At 61.0% G+C, this 22,260-nt stretch carries 16 protein-coding genes; 14 read left to right on the forward strand and 2 right to left on the reverse strand.

The window, feature by feature from the left end; genetic code table 11:
- Window positions 1–168: 168 nt before the first annotated feature.
- The 14 genes from ndhC to VHX65_13990 all read left to right on the forward strand — a co-directional run bounded on the left by ndhC (window position 169) and on the right by VHX65_13990 (window position 18,047).
- On the forward strand, window positions 169–606 hold the full coding sequence (ndhC, locus tag VHX65_13925) for an NADH-quinone oxidoreductase subunit A (protein ID HEX3999646.1): 438 nt from the start codon (window positions 169–171) through the stop codon (window positions 604–606).
- A complete protein-coding gene (locus VHX65_13930; GenBank protein HEX3999647.1) occupies window positions 597–1,163 on the forward strand; it encodes an NADH-quinone oxidoreductase subunit B family protein in 567 nt (188 codons plus the stop codon). The genes ndhC and VHX65_13930 overlap by 10 nt, the downstream gene beginning before the upstream one ends.
- 327 nt (window positions 1,164–1,490) lie before the next feature.
- Window positions 1,491–2,045 carry an NADH-quinone oxidoreductase subunit C gene (locus VHX65_13935; GenBank protein HEX3999648.1) on the forward strand — a complete coding sequence of 185 codons (555 nt, stop codon included), beginning with the start codon at window positions 1,491–1,493 and terminating at the stop codon, window positions 2,043–2,045.
- A 260-nt stretch (window positions 2,046–2,305) separates the two neighbouring features.
- The gene (gene nuoD, locus VHX65_13940) at window positions 2,306–3,607 is read left to right on the forward strand and encodes an NADH dehydrogenase (quinone) subunit D (GenBank protein HEX3999649.1); all 1,302 of its coding nucleotides are present in this window, start codon (window positions 2,306–2,308) and stop codon (window positions 3,605–3,607) included.
- Between the two features lie 166 nt (window positions 3,608–3,773).
- The gene (locus VHX65_13945; GenBank protein HEX3999650.1) at window positions 3,774–4,316 is read left to right on the forward strand and encodes an NAD(P)H-dependent oxidoreductase subunit E; all 543 of its coding nucleotides are present in this window, start codon (window positions 3,774–3,776) and stop codon (window positions 4,314–4,316) included.
- A gap of 140 nt (window positions 4,317–4,456) precedes the next feature.
- A complete protein-coding gene (gene nuoF, locus VHX65_13950; protein HEX3999651.1) occupies window positions 4,457–5,812 on the forward strand; it encodes an NADH-quinone oxidoreductase subunit NuoF in 1,356 nt (451 codons plus the stop codon).
- 462 nt (window positions 5,813–6,274) lie between these two features.
- On the forward strand, window positions 6,275–7,933 hold the full coding sequence (locus tag VHX65_13955; protein HEX3999652.1) for a 2Fe-2S iron-sulfur cluster-binding protein: 1,659 nt from the start codon (window positions 6,275–6,277) through the stop codon (window positions 7,931–7,933).
- Window positions 7,934–8,048: 115 nt separating this feature from the next.
- Window positions 8,049–9,272 carry an NADH-quinone oxidoreductase subunit NuoH gene (gene nuoH / locus VHX65_13960; protein ID HEX3999653.1) on the forward strand — a complete coding sequence of 408 codons (1,224 nt, stop codon included), beginning with the start codon at window positions 8,049–8,051 and terminating at the stop codon, window positions 9,270–9,272.
- A gap of 267 nt (window positions 9,273–9,539) precedes the next feature.
- On the forward strand, window positions 9,540–10,076 hold the full coding sequence (locus VHX65_13965) for an NADH-quinone oxidoreductase subunit I (protein HEX3999654.1): 537 nt from the start codon (window positions 9,540–9,542) through the stop codon (window positions 10,074–10,076).
- Between the two features lie 457 nt (window positions 10,077–10,533).
- Window positions 10,534–11,337: an NADH-quinone oxidoreductase subunit J gene (locus VHX65_13970; GenBank protein HEX3999655.1), complete on the forward strand. Its 804-nt coding sequence runs from the start codon at window positions 10,534–10,536 to the stop codon at window positions 11,335–11,337.
- Entirely contained in the window at window positions 11,330–11,773 is a 444-nt protein-coding gene (nuoK, locus tag VHX65_13975; GenBank protein ID HEX3999656.1) for an NADH-quinone oxidoreductase subunit NuoK, read from the forward strand. The genes VHX65_13970 and nuoK overlap by 8 nt, the downstream gene beginning before the upstream one ends.
- A 340-nt stretch (window positions 11,774–12,113) precedes the next feature.
- Window positions 12,114–14,336 carry an NADH-quinone oxidoreductase subunit L gene (gene nuoL / locus VHX65_13980; GenBank protein ID HEX3999657.1) on the forward strand — a complete coding sequence of 741 codons (2,223 nt, stop codon included), beginning with the start codon at window positions 12,114–12,116 and terminating at the stop codon, window positions 14,334–14,336.
- A gap of 175 nt (window positions 14,337–14,511) precedes the next feature.
- Window positions 14,512–16,371, forward strand: a complete 1,860-nt coding sequence (locus VHX65_13985) for an NADH-quinone oxidoreductase subunit M (GenBank protein ID HEX3999658.1) — start codon at window positions 14,512–14,514, stop codon at window positions 16,369–16,371.
- The gene (locus VHX65_13990; protein HEX3999659.1) at window positions 16,368–18,047 is read left to right on the forward strand and encodes an NADH-quinone oxidoreductase subunit N; all 1,680 of its coding nucleotides are present in this window, start codon (window positions 16,368–16,370) and stop codon (window positions 18,045–18,047) included. The genes VHX65_13985 and VHX65_13990 overlap by 4 nt, the downstream gene beginning before the upstream one ends.
- Window positions 18,048–18,622: 575 nt before the next feature.
- Here VHX65_13990 and VHX65_13995 read toward each other — a convergent pair.
- Window positions 18,623–20,299: a DHA2 family efflux MFS transporter permease subunit gene (locus VHX65_13995; GenBank protein HEX3999660.1), complete on the reverse strand. Its 1,677-nt coding sequence runs from the start codon at window positions 20,297–20,299 to the stop codon at window positions 18,623–18,625.
- Complete coding sequence (locus tag VHX65_14000) at window positions 20,296–21,909, reverse strand: HlyD family secretion protein (GenBank protein HEX3999661.1); 1,614 nt, start codon at window positions 21,907–21,909, stop codon at window positions 20,296–20,298. The genes VHX65_13995 and VHX65_14000 overlap by 4 nt, the downstream gene beginning before the upstream one ends.
- Window positions 21,910–22,260: the final 351 nt, after the last annotated feature.

The raw sequence follows: 22,260 nt of genomic DNA on the forward strand, positions 1-22,260 counted from the left end.
ATTTTTTCCGCTGTGAGTTTGTGAGAATATTCACAAAGTAGGTGTTCTTGGCGGCTTCGGTGCCGCTTCCATTGGCTCCGCGACCCGGGAGCCGGCGATTCGGAGGATCGCCTCGCGTGTCACGCGATTCGTGGCTCTTTCCTACCTGAACCTTTCGATCGACGGTTTATGGTCAGCCTGTTTTTGCCCGTGCTGTTGTTCGTGGTTCTGGCTGCCGGGCTGTCGTTGGCGCTGGTCGTGGCAGGGCGGGTGATTGGCCCGCACCGCGATTCGGCCGTCAAGCGAATGCCGTATGAAAGCGGCATGGATCCGATTCACGATTCGCGGCGGCGGTTCGACGTGCGGTTCCATCTGGTCGCGATCGCGTTCTTGCTCTTCGATGTCGAATTGCTGTTCCTTTATCCCTGGGCCGTGGCCAGCCGGCCAGGGGCGGCAGAAGCGGCGGCCAAAAACGATGCGCCGGCGCCCGCCGGCATCGATTGGGCCGTGCGGCATCACTTGGTGTCGGGCCGTGGCTTGGTGTTCGTCGAGGTGATGGTGTTCATCGCCTTGTTGGGTTTGGGATTCGTGTATGCGTGGCGGAAGGGGGTGTTCCGATGGCGATAGACCTGCCCGAAAATGTGGTAGTCGGCCGGTTGGACAGCCTGGCAAGTTGGTGCCGGAAAAACAGTTTGTGGCCGATGCCCTTTGCAACCGCCTGTTGCGGAATCGAATTGATGGCCACCGGGGCGAGCAAGTTCGACATCTCGCGGTTCGGGGCCGAGGTGTTTCGCTTCAGCCCACGGCAATGCGATCTGATGATCGTCGCCGGTCGAGTGGTGATGAAGATGCTGCCGGTGTTGCAACGGATTTGGCAGCAGATGCTCGAGCCGAAATGGTGTATCTCGATGGGTGCCTGCGCGTCGACCGGCGGAGTGTTCGACACGTATTGTGTCGTGCAAGGCATCGATCGATTCATCCCGGTCGATATGTACATTCCTGGCTGCCCGCCGCGGCCGGAGCAATTGATCCAAGCCGTGATTGATCTGCAAGACAAGATTCAACATGAGGGCACGCTCGCCGGCCGAGAATTCGACGTGAAGGCCCGGCAACAGCGCAAACGGGCATTGGTCGAAGTGCCGGGCGTCGTGCAAGTCGACAGCGCTCGCACGCCGAACGTGTAAGGCTCGGCCGAAAAACAACTTCTCCACGGACCCCTTTCCCCTTGCGGGAGAGGGCAGGATGAGGGGTTCGAAAAGCGGAAGTCATTTCAAAGCGGCGACGGACGAACGACGAAGAAGCTTAACCACGACGACGCGAAAGAAACGAAAGACGGACGAGGCAAAAGAACCACGGATGACGCTGATTACACGGATGAAGGAAGACGGATGAAGAAGGAGCGAGAAATAAATAAGTGGAGAGAGCGGCAGGCCGGCACTGGGTTGTGCAGCGGCTGCGTTTCCTTATCCGTGTGATCCGTGGTGGATTGCCCTCGTGTTTTAGTGATCGTTATGCCTGATGCCGCAGCGAAATCCGATCCCGCAAAGGCTCCCGCCGGGGGAGCGACGGTTGCCACGTCTGCGACGGTCGCTGCGCTGGTGGAAAAATTTCCGGCGGTGAAATCGAGCGAATTTCGCGGGCAGACTCGCGTCGTCGTGCCGGCGGAATCGATTTTCGCGGCACTCGAGTTTCTTAAGCAACAGCGGCACTTCAATTTTCTGGTCGATATCACGTGCGTCGACTACCTCAACTATCGCGATGCGACCGATCGGTTTGGATTGGTGTATTTGCTGGCCAACACGGACACGAACGAACGGCTCACCGTGCGCACGTTTTTGAACGAGCCGGATCTGACCGTTCCCTCGGCCGTGCCACTGTGGGAAGGGGCGAATTGGTTCGAGCGCGAAGTGTGGGATATGTTCGGCATCACCTTCGCGGGCCATCCCGACCTGCGACGGATTTTGATGCCCGAGGAGTTCACCGCGTTTCCGCTGCGCAAAGATTATCCGCTACAAGGCCGCGGAGAGCGGCATAACTTTCCCGTCCTCTCGCGCCACGTCGGTTAGGAGATCGATAGTAAACAACGAATGCAAACCACGGATCACACGGATGACACGGATAAAGAAACCGCAAGGTTCGCCTAAACCGGCGGCGTTGCCTGCCAACGTCGATGTCGTTCTTGTTTGACTGGTTTTTTTATCCGTGCAATCCGTGTCATCCGTGGTTTCCGCTTTTTTCTTTCGTTTCTTTCGCCTCTTTTGTGGTTAAACGTCTTCGTCGTTGGTCGGTCGTGCCTTGCGGTTAGGAATCACTGAAACGGATTAACATGGCCGCCTCCACTTCAACGCCGGGCTCCGACACGCGCCACGGCGAGCGTCCGCTCGACGAAGACAATCCGCATACCGGCCGATTGCGCGACGCCGAAGAAGCCGGCCCGAACACGCAGGAATTCGAAGATTATCAGTGGACGTTGAACTTCGGCCCGCAACATCCCGCCACGCACACGACACTCCGGCTCGTGCTCAAGCTCGACGGCGAACGGGTCGTCGATGCGGTGCCCGATATCGGCTACCTCCACTCGGGCTTCGAGAAGCTCGGCGAGAGCCTCGACTACAACCAATACGTCACCGTCACCGACCGGATGAACTACATCTCGCCAATGGCCAACAACGTGGCCTGGCACGGCGCGGTCGAGCGGCTCTTGGGCATCGAGCTGCCGCGGCGGGCGCAATACATCCGCGTGATCGTCGCCGAGCTGTCCCGGATCAGCGACCATCTGCTCTGCAACGGGGCGGCCGGGCTCGACACCGGCGCGTTCACGTATTTTCTCTACGCGTTCTATCAGCGCGAAGTGCTCTACGACATTTTCGAAACGCTCTGCGGAGCCCGCTTCACGAACAGCTACACGCGCGTCGGCGGACTGATGTACGACATGACGCCGCTGGTGATCGACAAGATTCGCACCTTCGTGCGGAATTTTCACAAAACGCTTGAAGACATGGATCGGCTGCTGAATCGCAACCGGATTTTCGTCGATCGCACGAAGGGTGTCGGCGTGTTGCCGCGCGAAGAGGCCATCAACCGCAGCGCCAGCGGGCCGATCGCCCGGGCCAGCGGAGTGACGCGCGATCTGCGCAAAGACGAGCCGTATCTCTGTTATCCGGATTTCGATTTCAAGGTGTGCTGCGCGAAGGCCGGCGATTGCTATGCCCGCTATTTGGTGCGCATGGCCGAGATGCGCGAAAGCTTGCGAATCGTCGATCAAGCCATCGAAAATTTGCCCGTCGGCGAAATCAATGTGGCGATCGGCGAGCGCAAGGCGCTGCCGACGAAGTCGATGGTCTATTCGACCATCGAAGGAACGATTTCGCATTTCGAGCTGACGATGAGCAATCGCGGGTTCGCGGTGCCGTTCGACGAATCGTATGCGGCGATCGAAGCGCCGAATGGCGAACTCGGATTCTATCTGGTGGGCGACGGCTCGGATGTTGCCTATCGGGCCCGATGCCGGCCGCCGTCGTACATCCATTTTGCGTTGTTTCCGTATTTGATTCGCGGCCACACGCTGAGCGACATCGTGGCCGTATTGGGAAGCTTGAACATCATCGCCGCGGAGCTGGACCGTTAAGCAGGCATACTCCGTATGCCGTTTGCCTTTTTAACGTAGCAGGCATACTCCGTATGCCGTTTGCCGGTCGAAAACGCACTGCAATTGCCGCGGTTTCTGCGAGCGCAGACGGCACACGGAGTGTGCCTGCTACGTAATCGAGCTGAATTAACTACAAGCCATCGATATGGCACATTCCATTCCTACTGCCGATCGCTTGCCCGAGGAGCGCGTGCTGACCGACGAAATGCGGGCCGAAATCCGTGCCTTCTTTCCGCGCTATCCGACACGCCAAGCGGTGACGCTGCCGGCGCTGCACGTCGTGAACGAGCATTTGCGCTGGGTGCCGCTGAAGGCGGTCGAAGAAATCGCCGAGATGCTCGAGCTGGCCCCGGCCGATGTGCAAGACACGCTGTCGTTTTACGGCCTGTTCAAGCAAGACAAGCCCGCCGGCCTGACGCGGGCCTGGGTTTGCCGTTCGATCAGTTGCGCGTTGCGCGGCGGCGAAGAGGTGTTGGAGCACTTGTGCCACAAGGCCGGCATCCGCCCCGGCGAAACCACGGCCGACGGCTCGCTGACTTTGGAATTCGGCGAATGCCTGGGCGCCTGCGAATTCGCCCCCTGCATGCTGGCAAACAAGACGCTGCACAAAGATCTCACGCCGGAAAAAGCGGACGCGTTTTTGAAGGAGTGCGGGGTCAGGAATACAACGACGAACGGAAAACCTTAGCACGCGCCACGCGAAGGGGTCAGGCACATTTTTCGGCGTGAGGCGTGAAAGAGCCGCGGGACGTTGCTGGCCGAAAAATGAGCCAGACCCCGAGCGCCGCCGAAAAATGAGCCGGACCCCAAGTCGAAAGCCATAGCATCATGTCCAAGTTCGAGCCGGTTCTGTTGGCCAATGTCGGCAAGCCGAATAGCCATACGCTCCAAGCGTATCAGGCTGCCGGCGGCTATGCGGGGCTGCGCAAAGTGCTCAAGGATATGACCCCCGCGGCGACGATCGAAATGGTCAAGCAGAGCAATCTCCGCGGCCGTGGCGGGGCCGGTTTTCCCACCGGGTTGAAATGGACGTTCCTGCCCAAGGACCATCCCGGCCCGATCTACATGTGCATCAATGCCGACGAAAGCGAGCCGTCGACGTTTAACAACCGCATCCTGATGGAAGACGATCCCCATCAGGTGATCGAAGGCACGATCATTTCCTGCTACGCCACCCGCGCCTCGACCGCTTATATCTATCTGCGCTTCGAATATCCGCTCTGCTACGAACGGCTGCAAAAAGCGATCGACGAATGCTACGCGGCCAATTTGCTCGGCCCAAAGATCCTCGGCAGCGAATTCGCGCTCGATATCTATCTCCATCGCGGCGCCGCCGCCTATATTTGCGGCGAAGAAACGGGCCTGATCGAAAGCCTCGAAGGCAAACGGGCTTGGCCGCGGATCAAGCCGCCGTTCCCCGCCGTCGAAGGCCTGTTTCGCAAGCCGACCGTGGTGAACAACGTCGAAACGATGGCCTGCGTGACGCAAATCGCCACGCGCGGCGTCGAATGGTTCAAGTCGATCGGCGTGCCTTCCGACCCAAAGAACCCGCGCGATCCGGGCAGCTATGGCCCGAAGCTGTATTGCATCAGCGGGCACATCAATAAACCCGGCTGCTACGAAGCTCCATTGGGCATCACCTGCCGGCAATTGATCGACGAATATGGCGGCGGCGTGTGGAAAGGCCGCAAGGCCAAGGCCGCCGTTCCCGGCGGAATCAGCATGGGCCTGTTGTCGGCCGCGGAACTTGATACGCCGCTGGATTTCGCCGGGCCGGGCAAAGTCGGCTGCTTGGGGCTCGGCACCGCCGCGGTCACGGTCATCGACGAAACCGTGTCGATGGTCGATTTCCTCCACAATACCTGCCGGTTCTTCCAGCACGAAAGCTGCGGCCAATGCACGCCGTGCCGCGAAGGCACGAATTGGGCCCTGCGAATGATGGAACGCATCAAAGCCGGCCGCGGCCGCTTGCGCGATTTGGATCTGCTGCTGGAAATCGGCGATTCGATCGGCATTATTCCCGGTTCGACGATCTGCGGCCTGGCCGACGGGGCGGCGTGGCCGATGAAAAACGCGATCCGCAAATTCCGCGGCGAATTCGAAGAATACATTCGCCGCACGAACCCCAGCGGCTACATGACCACCGAGGCCGTCGAAGCGCTGCCGCTGGAAACGGCGCATTGAGGAAGAAGAAACTAACCACGGATAACACGAATCACACGAATAAGAAAAGAACACGGCCGGTCGGCCGAGAAGAATATTTTTACGGAGGCTAGGCCTTCAGGCAGCGTTCAGGCCTGGGGTTGCGAACGGGTGATGGGACGAAGGGAATTCTTTACCTAGCCCAGGCCTTCTGGCCTGGGTTCGCGACGAAACGAGAGAGAATATTTTTTAGCCCGCTTCAGCGGGCTTACCGACAGGCCGGCTTTAGCCCTTGGAACTGCCCGTGGCTAAAGCCGCGAAAGAGATGAAAGCCCCGTGAATGGGGCTCAACAACGAAATATTGAATGGCTACCTAAAGACGCCCTTGGTTGGACCGCGATCCGAGGCGCAATAAAAAGCCTGGACAACAAGACCGATCGTCGCCAATCTTCGCGTCCTAACCCCTCACCCTCACCCTATTCCTTAACCCCTCACCCGCTCCGCATGGGAATCGTCATTGTCGATGGCCGCGAAGTTGAAGTCGGTCCGAACGAACGGATCAATTGCATCCAGGCGGCCGCGCGCGTCGGCATCGATATTCCATTTTATTGCTGGCACCCCGGCTTGAGCGTCGTGGCCAGTTGCCGGATGTGCCTGGTGGAAACCGGGGCCAAGCATCCGGAAACCGGCGCGATCACGATGGTGCCCAAGCTCGTGCCGGCCTGCCAGACGCCCGCCAAGGATGGCACCGTCGTGGTCACCACCAGCAAGGCCGTCGTCGAAAATCGGGCCCGCGTCGAGGAAGGGCTTTTATTGGATCATCCGATCGATTGCCCGATTTGCGACAAGGCCGGCGAATGCCTGTTGCAGGATTATCATTTTCATCACGGCCAGCCGCAGCGCCGGCCCGATATCCGCCCGTTCACGAGCCGCAGGCGCTCGCTCGGCCCGACGGTGACGCTGTTCGTCGATCGCTGCGTAATGTGCAGCCGCTGTGTGCGCTTCACGCGCGAAATCACGGGCACGCGCGAACTGATGGTCATCAACCGCGGCAGCCACGAAGAAATCGACGTCTTTCCGGGCCATCCGCTGGAAAACAAAATGTCGGGCAACGTGGTCGATCTCTGCCCGGTCGGCGCGCTGGGGGACAAAGATTTTCTCTACAGCCAGCGCGTGTGGTTCATGAACAATCGGCCGGGCGTGTGCGCCGGTTGCTCGACCGGCTGCTCGATCAACATCTGCCAGAATCAAGACACGGTCTACCGCCTCCAGCCGCGCGAAAATGTGTTCGTCAATAAATATTGGATGTGCGACGAAGGCCGCTATGGCTATCATCACGTCCACAGCCCGGAGCGCCTTGTCGAACCGCGGCGGCGCGACGGCGCGACGCATGCGAATATCGAATGGTCGGCGTTGCCGAAAGAACTCGACGCGCGACTGAAAACGGCCGGCCGATTGGCGGCCGTCGTCTCGCCGCATCTCACCGTCGAAGAAGCGTATCTGCTGTGCAAATTGGCGCGGGCCTACGATCCGCAGGCGGTTTTGGCGCTCGGGCCGCTGCCGGTGGTGGGAAAAGACGAACGGTTTCAGAGCGGCTTCACGATCCACGCCGAAAAATGCCCGAATCGCAAGGGCGTCGAGGCGGTGCTCAACAAATTCAGCAGCGAGCGAGTCCTGTCGTTCGACGGTTTGCTCGGCCAACTCGATGCGGGCACGATTCGGGCCGCCTGGGTGAGCGGCGGATATCCGAAACCATGGATCGACGAAGCCACTGCCGAGCGGTTCGGCAAATTGGATCTGCTCGTGGTGCAAGACCTGTTCGACTCGCCGCTGTGGCAGCGGGCGACGTATCAATTGCCGGGCGCATCGTTCGCCGAGCGGGGCGGCTCGTATGTGAATTTCGCCGACCGGCTGCAATCGTTCGATTGGGCGATCCGGCCGCCGGCGGGCGTGTGGATCGAAGGCCATTTGTATTGGCGGCTGCTCGCGCGGAAGGGTTTGTACAATCCGCGGAGCGTGCTCGGCGAAGTGGCGGCGGAGATTATTTATTTTGCGGCGGCCGGCGGAGAAATCTCGCCGGTCGGAGTCGATTTGAAAGTGAACCTGCTCGCCGGCAACGGCAGCGCAGCGATGGCAAAGAATGACGAAACGGCGAAAGCGTGAGGACGATTCGACCCCAAAGCTCAAGGAAGGCGGCCGACGCCTGATCCAATAGAGAACGCTCTATCCGCCTTCCCTGGGCTTGGCCCCCGGATCGCGATCCGACAGCCTACAAACCATGCACACGCCCGAAACTATCGTCGCCCTGATCAAGATCGTCCTCATGCTCGGCGGGCTGATGACGGCGGCGGCTTATTTGGTGCTCGTCGAGCGCTGGATCGCCGCTTGGGTGCAAGACCGCCAGGGCCCGAATCGCGTCGGCATTCCGCTCACCAAAATTCGCCTGTTCGGCCTGGGCCAGCCGCTGGCCGACGGGCTGAAATTCATCTTCAAGGAAGACTACACGCCGGCCCAGGTCGACAAGGGCCTGTACACGCTCGCCCCCATCATCATTCTCACCGCGGCGCTCGCCATCTTCGCCGTGATTCCATTCGGCAGCGTGTTGCCGATGATTTCCGTGCCCGGCATTTCGCAGCCGATCGAATTGATCGTCGCGCCGCGGCTGGATGTCGGGCTGGTGTACGTGTTCGCGCTGTCGAGCATCGCCGTGTATGGCGTGATTCTCGGCGGCTGGGCCAGCAACAATAAATACAGCTTTTTGGGCGGCCTGCGCTCGAGCGCGCAATTGATCGCCTACGAAATTCCGCTCGGCTTGGGCATTCTGGGCGTCGTGCTGATGAGCGGCACGCTGCGGCTCGACAAGATCATCACCGATCAGGCCACGAGCGGCGTGTGGAACGTCGCGCTGCAGCCGCTCGGGCTGTTGGTGTTCGGCGTGGCGTCGTTTGCCGAGGCGGCCCGGTTGCCGTTCGATCTGCCCGAGGCCGAGCAGGAATTGGTCGGCGGGTATCACACCGAATATGCCGGGATGCGGCTGCTGCTGTTTTTGATCGCCGAATTTTTGCACATGGTCACCGCCGCGTTTCTGTTGGTGATCTTGTATTTCGGCGGCTGGCATCTGTGGGGGCTCACCGGTTCCGGCGACATTGTCACTTGGCCGGTGGCCATCTTGCGGATTGTCGTCTTAACCGCCAAAGTGTTGGCGATGATTTTGTTTTTCATGATGGTGCGCTGGAGCTGGCCGCGATTTCGGTTCGACCAGTTGATGTCGTTGGCGTGGACGGTGATGCTGCCGCTGGGCGTGGTGAACCTGTTGCTGATGGCCGTGTTGACCGAATATCGGAGCCATTTGGGCGGCGGTTGGTGGGCATTTGCGATCATCAGTTGGGTGGTGTCGATCGGAGCGTGCGTGGTGGCCGGGTTGATGGCCCCGCTGTCGGTCGACAATCGCCCCAAGCCGCATGTGCACCCCTGGGACGCGGAAACAAGCCTTGGAGATTGATCGCCCGACGCTGGTGGAACGCGCGTTGGCAGTTCGTCCCTCGCTAACGCTTCGGGCTAGTATCCCTCACATTAGCCCGACGCGCTAGCGAGGAAAAAACACGAGCCCGAAGCGTCAGCGAGAGACGCCCGCCGCGAAGCGTTGATTTCAAGCAAGACTGAGAAAAAGGTGTCAGGAACCGTTTCGAGCGACCCGCGTTGCCGAGCCCTGCCACCGTTGCGAAACGGTTCCTGACACCTTTTGCTGGCCCCAAGCAAACGAAAAACGATGAAACCGAACGACCCGACAATTCGCTGGATCGAAGACCCGCCGATGGGGCTTTCGGGCCGCATGTATTTGCCGCTGTTCGTGCAGGGGCTGACCACCACGGTAAAGCACCTCTTCAGCCGCAAGGTGACGCTGCAATTTCCCGACGAGCGGCCCAAAATCGGCAATCCAATCATCTACCGCGGCGTGCATCGCTTGAACAAGGATTCGCAAGGCCGGGTGAAATGCGTCGCCTGTTTCCTGTGCGCCACGGCCTGCCCGGCCCATTGCATCGATATTGTCGGGGCGGAAAGCCCCTGGCCCGATCGAGAAAAATATTGCGAAAGCTTCACGATCGACGAACTGCGTTGCATCTATTGCGGCATGTGCGAAGAAGCCTGCCCGGTGGATGCGATCGAGCTGACGAGCTTTTTGGACCTCACCGGCCGCAGCCGCGAGGAAATGATTTTCGACAAGGAAAAGCTGCTGAGCGTTTACGACAAAACCAAAGACAGGGAGCCAAGCCAATCGGTCCGCCTCGGCGTGCCGGTGCTGTGACGTTTCCCGTATGCCACTGGCTCTGCCAGTGTGTGTGAAACGACGTCGGCAAGAGCAGCACTGGCAGAGCCAGCGGCCCGCGGCGCGGAACGAACGGCGTTGGGATTCGCGGCCCGGTGAAAGTTTTTGCGTAGCCCAGGCCTTCAGGCCTGGGGATCGCGAGGAAACGAGAGAATGTTTTCAGCCCGCTTCAGCGGGCTTACCGACAGGCTGGCTTTAGCCGCCTGGAACTGCCGGTGGCTAAAGCCGCGGAAAAGATAAAGCCCCGTGAACGGAGCTGGCAACAGAATCGTTGATTCGCCTGTCGTCCCAGGCATGAATGCCTGGGCAAGGGAAAAACGGCCGTGCGGAAAAAGCGTTAGCGCGGGACGAACCGTGTGCCACTGGCTCTGCCAGTGAGTGTGCGGCAGCAATGGCAGAGCCAGTGGCACACGGAAGAAACTAGGAGCGAACGACTTTGAACCCGATCCAATGGACCGTCGCGATTGCGACGCTGCTGGTTGCGCTGGCGATGTGGCTTATGCTGCCGCGGGCCAGCGCCGGATTCGCCGGCCGGGCCATCGGCGCGGTGCTCGGCATCGTCGCGCTCGGGCTGTTCGCCTCGCTCTGCGTGCGGATTGGCGGCTGGCCGACACAGGTGCTGTTTTGGATTCTCGCAGGCGTGACGCTTATCGCCGCCGGCGCCGCGGTGACGCTCCGCAGCCCCGTCTATTGCGCCGTCTGGTTCGCGCTCTCGCTGTTGGGCACGGCCGGGCTGTTTCTGTTTCAAGGCGCGCAGTTTCTCGCCGCCGCGACGATCATCGTCTACGCCGGGGCGATCCTGGTCACGTTTCTGTTCGTGCTCATGCTGGCTCAATCCACCGGCCGGGCTTATTACGACCGCGTCTGCTGGGAGCCGCTGGTTTCAGCCGTGACCGGCGCAGTGCTCGTCGGCATTCTGACGATGGCGCTGGTGAACATCGATTTCAAATCGACGCCAATCCCCGACGACGCGGCCCTGCGGCAAAACATCCTGTCGCTCGACCACGTCGCCCATCTTGGCCAAGAACTGTTCAGCCGTTATCTCGTGGCCGTCGAAGTCGCCGGAACATTGCTCTTGGCCGCCCTGGTGGGCACGATCGCCATGGTCGGCCACGAGCGGCCGCCCACCGAAGAAGACCGCCGCCGCGAGCAAAAGCGCCAAAGCCCGCGCGAATCGTCGGGCAATGGCCGCGGTTCCCGGCCGCACGGCGCCGACCACAAGGAGCCGGTCCATGGATGAAGCGGCTTTGCTCTATCAATCGCTGCTCGTGGGAGCGCTGTTGTTCGGCATCGGCATGATCGGTTTCTTGAGCCGGCGGAACATGATCGTGATGTTCCTCGCCGCCGAGATGATGTTGCAAGGCGTGTCGGTGAGCCTCGTGGCCTGGGGCCGGTATCACGACGATTGGGGCGGCCAGATCGTGGTGATCTTTAGTCTCACCGTCGCCGCCTGCGAGGCAGCAATCGCCTTGGCTCTGGTGCTGATGCTCTACCATCGCAACGGCAAATTGGATGTCGACGCCTGGCACGACATCCGCGAGAGCAACCTGCCACCGTTTATCGACACGGAATTGCCCGAGGTGCGCACGCCGTCGCCGGTGTGGCCCCATTTGGTCCCCTCCGGCATCAAGCCCACGACCGACGAAGAAGACATTTCCCACCGCCACCATGTTTGACCTGCTTTCGCACGAAGCCCGAGCCCGCAGCGCCGGCGAGGACATACACAAATTGGCCCAAAGCAACGGCGAGCGCATGCAAACACAAACCCGAAGCGTTAGCGAGGACGGCCCCGCAACACCGCCGAGCACACTAGCCCGAAGCGTTAGCGAGGACGGCCCCGCAACACCGCTGAGCACACTAGCCCGAAGCGTTAGCGAGGACGGCCCCGCAACACCGCCGAGCGCACTAGCCCGAAGCGTTAGCGAGGACGGTCGATGCTCGCAGCGTCCATCGGCGGTTCATCCCTCGCTAACGCTTCGGGCTTGTGTTTCCCGAATTCAATCCCCGAATTGATCCATGACTGAAACGCTGTTGATTCTGATTCCGGCGTTGCCGCTTGCGGCGGCGGTGCTGACGGGTTGCCTCGGGCCGTGGCTGAAATCGCGCAGCCATTGGCCGGTGGTGATCGCGCTGGTGGTGGCGTTTCTCGCCAGCCTGATGCTATTGAAAGAGGTGAATTCCGACGCCGAATATTCCGCCCGCACCAATCCCGGCGCGATCGGATACGAAAAGACGTACACGCTTTGGACGTGGGCCAATGTGCATGACGCATATCCGGCGCAGGTTTCGCCCGGCTCGCCCGCCGCTCGCGAAATGCCCGGCTCGGAAGCCGCGATTCCGACCGATCGCGCGGCCATGCCGGCCGCCGGCCAATCGCCGAGCTTTTCGATTGGCGTAACGCTGCGGGCCGATGCGCTCACGTCGATGATGCTCTCGATGGTGACGTTCATCTCCTCGCTCGTGGCCATCTATTCGATCGGCTACATGCACGGCGATCGCGGCTATTGGCGGTTCTTCAGCTACATCGGCCTGTTTGTATTCTCGATGACGATGCTCGTGTCGGTGAGCAATTTCGTGCTGCTGTATGTATTTTGGGAAGCGGTCGGCTTGTGCAGTTATCTGCTGATCGGTTTTTGGTATGAAAAGCCATCGGCCGTGGCGGCGGGGAAAAAAGCGTTTCTGGTGAACCGCATCGGCGACTTCGGTTTTGGCTTGGGGCTGTTTCTGATTTGGACCACCTACGGCACGCTCGATTTCCACGACACGGTGCCGCCGGTGATGCTAGAAATACAAAACGGCGGAGGGATTGAGCCGGCACATGTCGCGCGGGAGATTGCAGAGTTCGATTCCACGCACCAGCCCGGCGTGTTGGGTCAAATTCGGCTCTCGGTTCCCAATGGCGGCGGTTATGTCGGCGGCGCAGTTGGCACGGCAATTTGCTTGCTGCTCTTGGCCGGCGCTTGCGGCAAAAGCGCGCAGTTTCCGCTGTACGTCTGGCTTCCCGATGCGATGGAAGGCCCGACGCCCGTCAGCGCGTTGATCCACGCGGCCACGATGGTCACCGCCGGCGTGTATATGATTGCGCGCTGTACGCCGCTGTTTTTTGCCGCCCCGCAAGCGCAGCATGCCGTCGCGCTCATCGGCTGCTTCACGGCCCTCTTGGCCGCGCTGATCGCGCTGACACAAACCGATCTGAAACGCGTGTTGGCGTATTCCACGGTCAGCCAGCTCGGCTACATGTTCTTAAGTCTCGGCATCGGTTGGCTGCCGGGCATTATTTTCGGCATGTTCCATTTGTTTACGCATGCGTTTTTCAAGGCCCTGCTGTTCCTTGGGGCCGGCAGCGTGATGCATAGCATGGGGGGCGTGATCGACATGCGAAAATTCGGCGGACTGCGAAAGCTCATGCCGATCACGTGTATCACGTTTCTCGCCGGCTGCCTGGCCTTGGCCGGCGTCTGGCCGTTTGCCGGCTTCTGGAGCAAAGACGGAATCCTGGCGACCACGCTCGAGCGCGGGCAGGCGGGCGGCTCGTCCGGCGTGTTCGGCATTCATGGGCTGACCGAGGGCGGATTTTTCACCACGCTCTATTGGGTCGGCCTGGCGACCGCGCTGCTCACGGCGTTCTACACGTTCCGCGCGTTCTTCTGGACATTTTGCGGGCCGGAAAAAATTCCCGAGGAAGCCGGCCATCATGCCCACGAATCGCCCCGCACGATGACTGTTCCGCTAATGGTCCTGGCCGTTTGCGCGACGATCGTCGGCTTTATGTTCCTGTCGAGCTTCGAGGAATTCTTGAAGCTCGCTCCGTCGCTGGCGTGGCATGCGATCCCGGCCGGCGAGGTCAGTGAAACGATCCACACCCGCGTCGGGGTGACAAGCACGCTCGTGGCTCTCTTGGGCATCGGCGTGGCGGCATTTTTGTATCTGGGCGACCGCAAGCACGTCGATGCGCTGACACGGATTTTCCGGCTGGGCTACGAACTTTCCTACGGCAAGTTTTTCGTCGATCCGCTCTACGATTGGCTGATTGTCAGGCCGCTGCACGTCGTGGCCTGGATTTGCAATTTCGTCGATCGCTGGCTGATCGACGGACTGGTGAACCTGTTCGGCGCGATCCCGCCGCTGTTCGGCGCCGCGCTGCGCTCGTTGCAAAACGGCGTGGTGCAGTTCTATGCGATGGCGATGATCCTCGGCCTGCTGGTGCTGATCGGCACGCTGATCCCCTGGCCGAAGTGAGGGGGCAATGAAGAGCGACAATTGTAGCAGGCACACTCCGTGTGCCGTCGGCGCTCCGCGACGCGCTGCGCACAGAGCAGCCCAGGCGGCACACGGAGCGTGCCTGCTACGTTATCCGGCGGCGGACGTGCAAGTGGCGATGTAGTTTATGTCTTAGCTGAAATTCGAATCTCAAATGTCAAATCTGCTGCTGATTACGATCGGTTTTCCGCTTATCGGCGTGGCGCTCGCGGCGCTCGCGGCCCATTGGGGACGCGACGCGGTGCGGCAAAGCGCGCTGATGACATCCCTGATCACGCTCGTGCTGGCGATCGTCGTCGTGGCCCATTATCCGTTCGGAGCCGCGGCCGGCAGTTCGTCGATCCCCTATGCCGCCAGCAATCTGGCCTGGCTGGGGCAAGATGCGTCGCTGCACGGCATCAATATCCATTTCAGCGTCGGTTTAGATGGATTGAGCGTGTGGCTTTTCGGGCTGGCGGCGCTGCTGACATTTTGTGCCGTGCTGGTGAGTTGGGATTCGATCTCGGATCGGCCGGCTGGGTTTTATGGGCTGCTCTTATTGTTGGAAACCGGCATGCTCGGCGTGTTCGCGGCGGGCGACATCATCTTGTTCTACGTGTTCTTCGAATTCACGCTGATTCCGCTCTTTTTTCTGATCGGCATCTGGGGCAGCGAAGAGCGGCGCTACGCGGCCACGAAGTTTTTCCTGTTCACGTTTGCCGGCAGCGTGCTGACGTTTCTCGGCTTGTTGACGATCGTGCTTTGGCAATCCATGTCGTCGCACAAGCTGACGTTTTCGATCGCGCAGCTCACCGTCGCATTGGCTCACAATCCGTTGCCGAACGACGCGGCCCACGGCTACTTGCAGATGCTCGTGTTCCTGGCGCTATTTGCCGGCTTTGCGATCAAGGTGCCGCTGTTTCCGCTCCATACATGGCTGCCGCTGGCCCACACACAAGCTCCCGCGGCGGGCAGCGTGCTGTTGGCGGGCGTGCTGTTGAAAATCGGCAGCTATGGCTTCTTGCGGTTCAGCATGCCGATGCTGCCGGCGGCAACGGCCATTTGCGTGCCGTGGCTGTTGTGGCTGGCGGTGATCGGCATTCTTTATGGGGCCCTATTGGCCCTGGCGCAGAAAGACATCAAGCGGCTCGTGGCCTGTTCGAGCGTCAGCCACATGGGCTTTTGCATGCTCGGCATCTTCGCGCTCAATCCCCTCGGGCTGCAAGGGGGCGTGTTGCAGATGATCAACCACGGCATTTCCACCGGGGCGCTCTTCGCCCTGGTGGGAATGCTCTACGACCGCTACCACACGCGCAATATCGCCGACTACGGCGGCATCGCTCGCAAATTGCCGCGGTTCGCATTTTTCCTGGTTCTGTTTACGCTTTCGAGCATCGGTCTGCCGGGCACCAACGGCTTTGCCGGCGAATTCCTGATCCTCGCCGGCATGTTCCAGCGCGGCTGGTCGCAATCCCCCGCCGGCCTGAATTGGGAACTGCTGACGATCGCCGTCCTGGCCGTGCTGGGCGTCGTGCTCGGAGCGTGGTATATGTTGTGGCTCGTGCAGCGCGTGTTGTTCGGGCCGTTGCGAGAGCCTCAGCCGCATGCCGCCACAGAATCCGCCAGTGGGCACGAATCGCCCGCCGCCGCGCATCAAGTCGTTCCTGCGCATCATGCTCCGATCCGCGATTTGAACTTCCGCGAAATGCTGACGCTCGCGCCGCTGGTGGTATTCGTGTTTTGGATCGGCTTGGTTCCGAACAGATTTTTGCAGCCGATCGCCCCGGCCGTCGATCCATTGGCCGCCCCGATCGACGCCGCTTTCCAAGCGCACTACGCCGCCGCATCGCCGAGCCCGCAACCATCCTCGCTTGCGCTGCGGGCTAACATTGGCGACACACTAGCCCGAAGCGTTAGCGAAGACCGCCCCGCAACATCGCGAACAAACTTCAGCGGCCCCTCGAGCCACGACAGTACATTAGTCGGCCTCGTCCCTAGCCCCTCGTCCCTCGCCCCTCGCCCCTCCACCCCATGACCGACGCGACGACGATTTATCTCCTGCTGCCCGAGATCGTGCTGATCGGGGCGGCGACGATCATTTATCTGGCGGGCGCGTTTGTGCCGCGCCATTTCATGCCGCATGCCGCGGCCGTGTTCGCCATCCTGCTGGCCGGCCTGGTGCTACTGGGGCAAGACTTGCATGCCCATGCGGAGTTGTTGGCTTCGGCGCCGCGGGCCTGGATCAGCGGCCCGCTCGCAATCGATCTGTTGGGGCAGATTTGCCTGTGGGGCATTCTGCTATTCGCGTTGCTGTTGGTCATGCTGTCGGCGAATTCGCCCAGCGTGCGGCCGGCCGCCGAATATGTCGGCTCGCTGCTGCTGCTTGTGGCCGGGTTGATGATCGTCGCCGTGGCCTACGATCTGGTGCTGCTGTTCGTGGGGCTGGAATTGATTTCGATTCCCACCTACATCTTGCTCTATCTGGGGCGCCGCGATCCATACGGCCAGGAAGCGACGACGAAATACTTTTTCTTGAGCATCCTTTCCTCGGCGCTGCTGTTGTATGGATTCAGTTTTCTTTACGGCGCCGCAGGCACCACGCGGCTTGATGGGCTGTTGCACGTTTTGCAGATCGCGCCGTCGGGGGCGCATGTTGGGCCGGGCGTCGCGCTGGCCCCGATTGCCGTGCTGCTCGTTTTTGCGGGCCTCGGCTTCCGCATGACGTGCGTGCCGCTGCACTTCTATGCTCCCGACGTTTATCAAGGCACGAGCAACGCCAATGCCGGCTTGCTTTCCACGCTGCCGAAGATCGCCGGACTGCTGGTGCTCGTGCGGATCGTATACGCTTCGATGCCGGGCCTCGAGACGTTGGGATGGAAAGTGGCGATGGTGATGGCCGTGGCCACGATGACGCTGGGAAATCTCGTCGCGCTGTGGCAAAGCGACGTTCGCCGGCTGCTGGCGTATTCGTCGATCGCGCACGGCGGCTATATCTTGATCGGCGTTGCCACGGGGCTTGGGTATTACGACATCGTCGCTCGCCATCAGAACCTGCATCTGCCGGCCCCGGAGGTTCCGCTGCAAGGCATCGGCGCCTCGTTTTTCTATCTGGCCGTGTATTGCCTTTCGACGATCGGAGCGTTCGCGGCGCTCAAGTATCTCGGCGGCCGCGACAAGCAAGTCGATTCGCTGGACGAACTTGGCGGGCTGGGCCGATCGCGGCCGCTGCCGGCGCTGGCCCTGGCGGTGTCGATGTTCAGTCTGGCGGGCATTCCGCCCTTGGCTGGTTTCTGGGGCAAGCTGACGCTCTTCAGCACCGCGCTTGGTGTCGATTCGGCGCCCACTGCGGGCGATACGGCGCCGCTGCGACCCTGGTTCGTCGGCCTGGCCGTGGTCGGCGTGATCAATGCCGCGATCGCGATGGCCTATTATCTGCGCGTCGTGGGAGTCATGTATTTCCGCTCGGGCCCGGAGGGGAAATCGAGCCCCGTCAAAGCGGAGGGGGGCGCCGGAGCATGGTGGGCGATGATCGCCTGCACCCTGCTGGTGCTGGGCGTCGGCGTTTATCCCGGCCCGCTGATCACGCTGACGAACCGCGCTGCCGAAGCAATCCGCGTCGCGCAACCGGTCGACGAAGATCGCCCCGACATGGGGCAGGCCGTTGACCAGACTCACACGCCGCCGCCTAACCGCGTCTCGCTACAGAAATAGACAGCGCCGGCCATCGCCAACTCGGCGTTCGCAAGCATTGGCGTCTTAGCTGTGCTCGCTTACCTCTGTTCGGCCGAAAAACAACTTCTCTACAGACCCCTCTCCCCTTGGGGGGGAGGGCAGCATGAGGAGTTCGAAAAGCGGAAGCTATTTTTCGGCCGAGCCTTAGCGTTGTACGGCATGGCACCCCGTCAGTCGCTTTGGCCGCCTCACCGGCCATTCGCCATAATCTTTCGAAGAAATCCCGTCGCCGCGGGCTGCCCCGCCCGGGGCGACGGTCGCATTCGGCTGGCCATCGCAAGGGTCGCGCCAGACCCGCTCGGCGGCAAATCGCGGCGTCAAGAAGGTGCGAACCCTTGCGGCACACGTGTGCCGCAAAATCCTGGCGCCGATGCTTACCGCCCTGCAGCGGCCAGCCGTCAACCGCGGTAGTTTATTCGATGCCGGTGACAGCGTATTGTCACCGGCAAAAACGATCGGCCGAAATTTCTGTTGGAAGATTCCGATCCGAAGCAAGGAATCATGAAATACGCGAAAGACGCGAATACGAAGCAGGCGGACCACGCCTGACACGATCAATCGGCGGCGATGTGAGCGCCTTTTTCGGCGGCCGAGCGGCGCATCAGCAACACGAGAAAAACAAGGCACGCCGCGATCACGGCCGAAACCCAGAAGACGTCGAAATACGACAGGGCATCGGCCTGCTGGTCGCGCAGATTTTGGAGCGCTTGCTGGGCCATTTGGCGTGACGCCGCTGGATCGCCCGTCTGCTGCATGAAGAGTTGCTGGGCATTGTGCAACCATTGCGTGACGGCCGGATTCAGCGGGTCGAGGTTTTCGTTCAGCCGCAGCGTATGAAATTGCTCGCGGCGTTCGAGGATGGTTTGAGCCACCGACGTGCCGACGCTGCCCCCTTCGTTGCGCAGCAAGGCCAACAGCCCGACCGCCGCCCCGCGCATCTCGCGCGGAATATAAACAAAGGCCGCCACGTTCAGCGGCGCGAACAGCATCGAAAGCCCGACAATCAAGACCACGCGCGGCCAAACGACCTGCCACGGTCCAACGCCGAGATTCAACCGCGACATCCAGAAATTCCCGATCGCCAATACCGCCAATCCGCAGCCCATCAGAATGCGCGCATCGACGCCGCGAGTCAGCAGCACGCCGACAACCAACAGCGTCATAATGGCAAACACGCCCGCCGGCGATAGAACGAGGCCCGAGGTGGTCGCGTCGTAGCCGAAGAGCGATTGCAGCAGGCCGGGGAGCTGCGTGGTGTTGGCATACAGCACGCCGTAGGCGCAGAAGATGATGATGCAACAGGCGCGAAAATTGCGATCCAAAAGCGTTCGAAAATTGATCAGCGGATTGCGAATCTTCAGTTCGCGCCAGATCAATCCGCCGAGCCCAAGCACGAAGAGCGCCAACAGCGTTTGCACGCGATAAAACGGATCGCCGAGCCAGTCCCATTCCTGCCCCTTGCTGAGCATGATCTCCCACGAAACCATCGTGATGCTCAACAAGCAGAGCCCGATCGTATCGAATTGGAGCGGCAGTTTTTTGAGCCGGGCCGTCGCGGCTTTCAGATAATCGGGATCGACCACCAGAGCGTAGCACATGGCCAGGGCGAACAAGCCGACCGGCAGATTCAGGTAGAAAATCCATCGCCAGCCGTAGTTGTCGGTGATGTAGCCGCCGAGCGTCGGCCCGACCACCGGGGCCAGCAGGGCGGCGATTCCGAAGATCGTCATCGCCTGGCCCTGTTTTTCCGGCGGAAACGCATCGAGCAACACGGCTTGGCTCGATGGCTGCAAGCCGCCGCCGGCCAGCCCTTGCACCACGCGAAATAAGATCAGCATGTTCAAGCTGGTGGCCATGCCGCACATCGCCGAGGCGAACGTGAACAGGGCAATCGAAAACAGAAAGTAGTTCCGCCGCCCGAGCCGAGTGCCCAGCCAGCCGGAAATCGGCAAGATGATTGCGTTCGCCGCAAGGTAGCTGGTGATCACCCATTCGCTGTCGGTTTCGGGGGCCGACAAGCCGCCGGCGATATAGCGCAAGGCGACATTGGCGATCGTCGTGTCGAGAACTTCCATGAACGTCGGGATCACCACCGCCAGCGCCACGAGCCACGGGTTGATGCCGCGCGGAATGGCGGTGAGGTGGACGGGCTTCAGGGACCTTGCCGCGCTGCTCGGCGCAGCAATGCCCGCCCCAGCGGCGCCCGATGCGCTAGCCCCCGTGGTGCTCATGGTTGCTTTTCCGGCTTGACCGGCGGAAGTTCGGGCGTGATAGGCGGAAGCTCGGGCTTGATCGGCGGAAGCTGCGTCTTGAGCGGCCGCTCGGGCAATTCCGAAATGGGCCGCAACACTTTGCCGGCGTCCGGCCCGGTGGGCTTCTCATTGATGTAGACATACGGCGTGACCGACAGGCCGACGAACAGCGGCACTTTTTCGGGATCGTAGTCCGTCAACTCGATACGCACCGGGAGCCGCTGGACGACTTTGACGAAATTGCCCGTCGCGTTTTCGGCGGGCAAAACGGCCAATGTCGAACCGGTGCCCATCGTGAATCCTTGAATTCGCCCTTTGAACATCTTGTGGCTGCCATACATGTCGACATCCAGATCCGCAGGTTGGCCGATGCGCAGGCGGGCGAGCTGCGTTTCCTTGAAATTCGCGTCGATCCAAATCTCCGTCAGCGAGCGCAGCGCCATCACGCTTTGCCCGACGACCAAGTTATCGCCCGGGTTCACCTGCCGCCGCGTGATGACGCCATCGATCTCGGCGAGCACGTCGCAATAGCTGAGGTTTAGCTCGGCTTGGTCCAAATCGCTTTGGGCCACCATCAGCTGCGACTCGGCCAATTTGATCGCGGGCGCTTTCTTGATGATTTTGGCAATGATTTGATCGAAGTTGCCGCTCGGGTCGCGGGCATAAAATTCCGCGAGCACTTGCTTCGGCGTCAGCGTATACGACGAGGGGATGATTCCGAGCGGGGCGACGGTTTGCAACATCGCATACATCGCCGACCGCACCGAGGAAAAGGTCTGATCCAAATCGGCAGGCACCGAGGTGAGATCTTCGCCCTTCGCAGGTTGCATCGGCAAGCCGAGGCTCGCGCGAATCTGGTACACCTGTTCGAGCGTTTGCTTGAGCGTCGCCTCGGCGGTGTCGAGGGCCTCGCGACGCGCGTCGACATCTTGTTGGCTGATCGCGCCGGGAGTTTTTTGTAATTCCAGAGCCCGCTGATAGTCGGACTGCGCCAGGGCCAGCTTTGCCCGCGATGTTTGCACCCCGGCGACGCTTGCCCGCAGCACGGCGATCTGATTGTTCACGTCTTCGATGGCATGATCGAGCTTGAACCGGGCGGCCCGTGCCTGCCCGACCATGGCCCGCACCTCATCTTCCGCCACCGTGACATTCGATTTGGCGACCGCCAGCGCCGCTTTCTTTTGATCGACGATCACCTGATAAGGCTGCTTGTCGAGTTGCACCAAGAGATCGCCCTTACGGACGTGATCGTTGTCGTCGACCAGCACTTTGGCGACCTGGCCGGCGACGCGGGGCGCGACGAACGTCACGTGTCCGTTGACATACGCGTCGTCGGTCGAAACCGTGTTGATCATCCGCGCGACCAGCGGAGCGCCGAAGACGACGGCCAGAATGAGCACTGCGATCGAGATGGCCACGATCCAGATTCGCCGGCGGCGCGATCCAGATTCGTGCGGCGGCAGCGCCGGCGGAGCGGCGCTCGCGACGGGATTGTCGGCTGTGGGCTCGCCAGCCGAGTGTTCGACGACAAGCTGCTGATCGGCCATGTTGGCTCCTTTTCGCGAGACCACCGCCTTTAGCGGTCGCATTTTACGTGTATCCTGCTCGCGATGCCAACCCCTGCGTTTCTCCGGCCGAATGGAAGCCCCATAAGGCTTTGGTAAATCAAGAAAAAAGCCGGACACCGGCCGGCTGCCGAAGGCACGTAGCGCCCGGCCGTGTAGAATCAGATGGAATCAGCTTGGCGTTGAGGCCGTCCCTCGCCAGCGCTTCGGGCTAGTGTGGATGCTTCTCAGACGTACACTAGCCCGAAGCGTTAGCGAGGAAGATTGCCGACAGGCGCCGACGAGCTTCCGCTTTTCGGGCCCCGCACCCTGCCCTCTCCTGGAAGGGGAGAGGGGTCGGCGGAGAAGTTATTTTTTCGGCCGAGCCTTAACCAT

Source organism: Pirellulales bacterium, from assembly GCA_036267355.1.
In the GTDB taxonomy this organism is placed as follows: Bacteria; Planctomycetota; Planctomycetia; order Pirellulales; family DATAWG01; genus DATAWG01.

What these genes read in the sequence shown, in the direction of transcription:
- VHX65_13945 (HEX3999650.1), top strand. Translation starts at nt 3,774, where the DNA reads ATGGCACATTCCATTCCTACTGCCGATCGCTTGCCCGAGGAGCGCGTG.
- VHX65_13995 (HEX3999660.1), bottom strand. Translation starts at nt 20,299, where the DNA reads ATGAGCACCACGGGGGCTAGCGCATCGGGCGCCGCTGGGGCGGGCATT.
- VHX65_13985 (HEX3999658.1), top strand. Translation starts at nt 14,512, where the DNA reads ATGTCAAATCTGCTGCTGATTACGATCGGTTTTCCGCTTATCGGCGTG.
- VHX65_13990 (HEX3999659.1), top strand. Translation starts at nt 16,368, where the DNA reads ATGACCGACGCGACGACGATTTATCTCCTGCTGCCCGAGATCGTGCTG.
- VHX65_13930 (HEX3999647.1), top strand. Translation starts at nt 597, where the DNA reads ATGGCGATAGACCTGCCCGAAAATGTGGTAGTCGGCCGGTTGGACAGC.
- nuoD (HEX3999649.1), top strand. Translation starts at nt 2,306, where the DNA reads ATGGCCGCCTCCACTTCAACGCCGGGCTCCGACACGCGCCACGGCGAG.
- nuoK (HEX3999656.1), top strand. Translation starts at nt 11,330, where the DNA reads ATGGATGAAGCGGCTTTGCTCTATCAATCGCTGCTCGTGGGAGCGCTG.
- VHX65_13965 (HEX3999654.1), top strand. Translation starts at nt 9,540, where the DNA reads ATGAAACCGAACGACCCGACAATTCGCTGGATCGAAGACCCGCCGATG.
- nuoL (HEX3999657.1), top strand. Translation starts at nt 12,114, where the DNA reads ATGACTGAAACGCTGTTGATTCTGATTCCGGCGTTGCCGCTTGCGGCG.
- nuoH (HEX3999653.1), top strand. Translation starts at nt 8,049, where the DNA reads ATGCACACGCCCGAAACTATCGTCGCCCTGATCAAGATCGTCCTCATG.
- VHX65_13935 (HEX3999648.1), top strand. Translation starts at nt 1,491, where the DNA reads ATGCCTGATGCCGCAGCGAAATCCGATCCCGCAAAGGCTCCCGCCGGG.
- VHX65_13955 (HEX3999652.1), top strand. Translation starts at nt 6,275, where the DNA reads ATGGGAATCGTCATTGTCGATGGCCGCGAAGTTGAAGTCGGTCCGAAC.
- nuoF (HEX3999651.1), top strand. Translation starts at nt 4,457, where the DNA reads ATGTCCAAGTTCGAGCCGGTTCTGTTGGCCAATGTCGGCAAGCCGAAT.
- VHX65_14000 (HEX3999661.1), bottom strand. Translation starts at nt 21,909, where the DNA reads ATGCGACCGCTAAAGGCGGTGGTCTCGCGAAAAGGAGCCAACATGGCC.
- ndhC (HEX3999646.1), top strand. Translation starts at nt 169, where the DNA reads ATGGTCAGCCTGTTTTTGCCCGTGCTGTTGTTCGTGGTTCTGGCTGCC.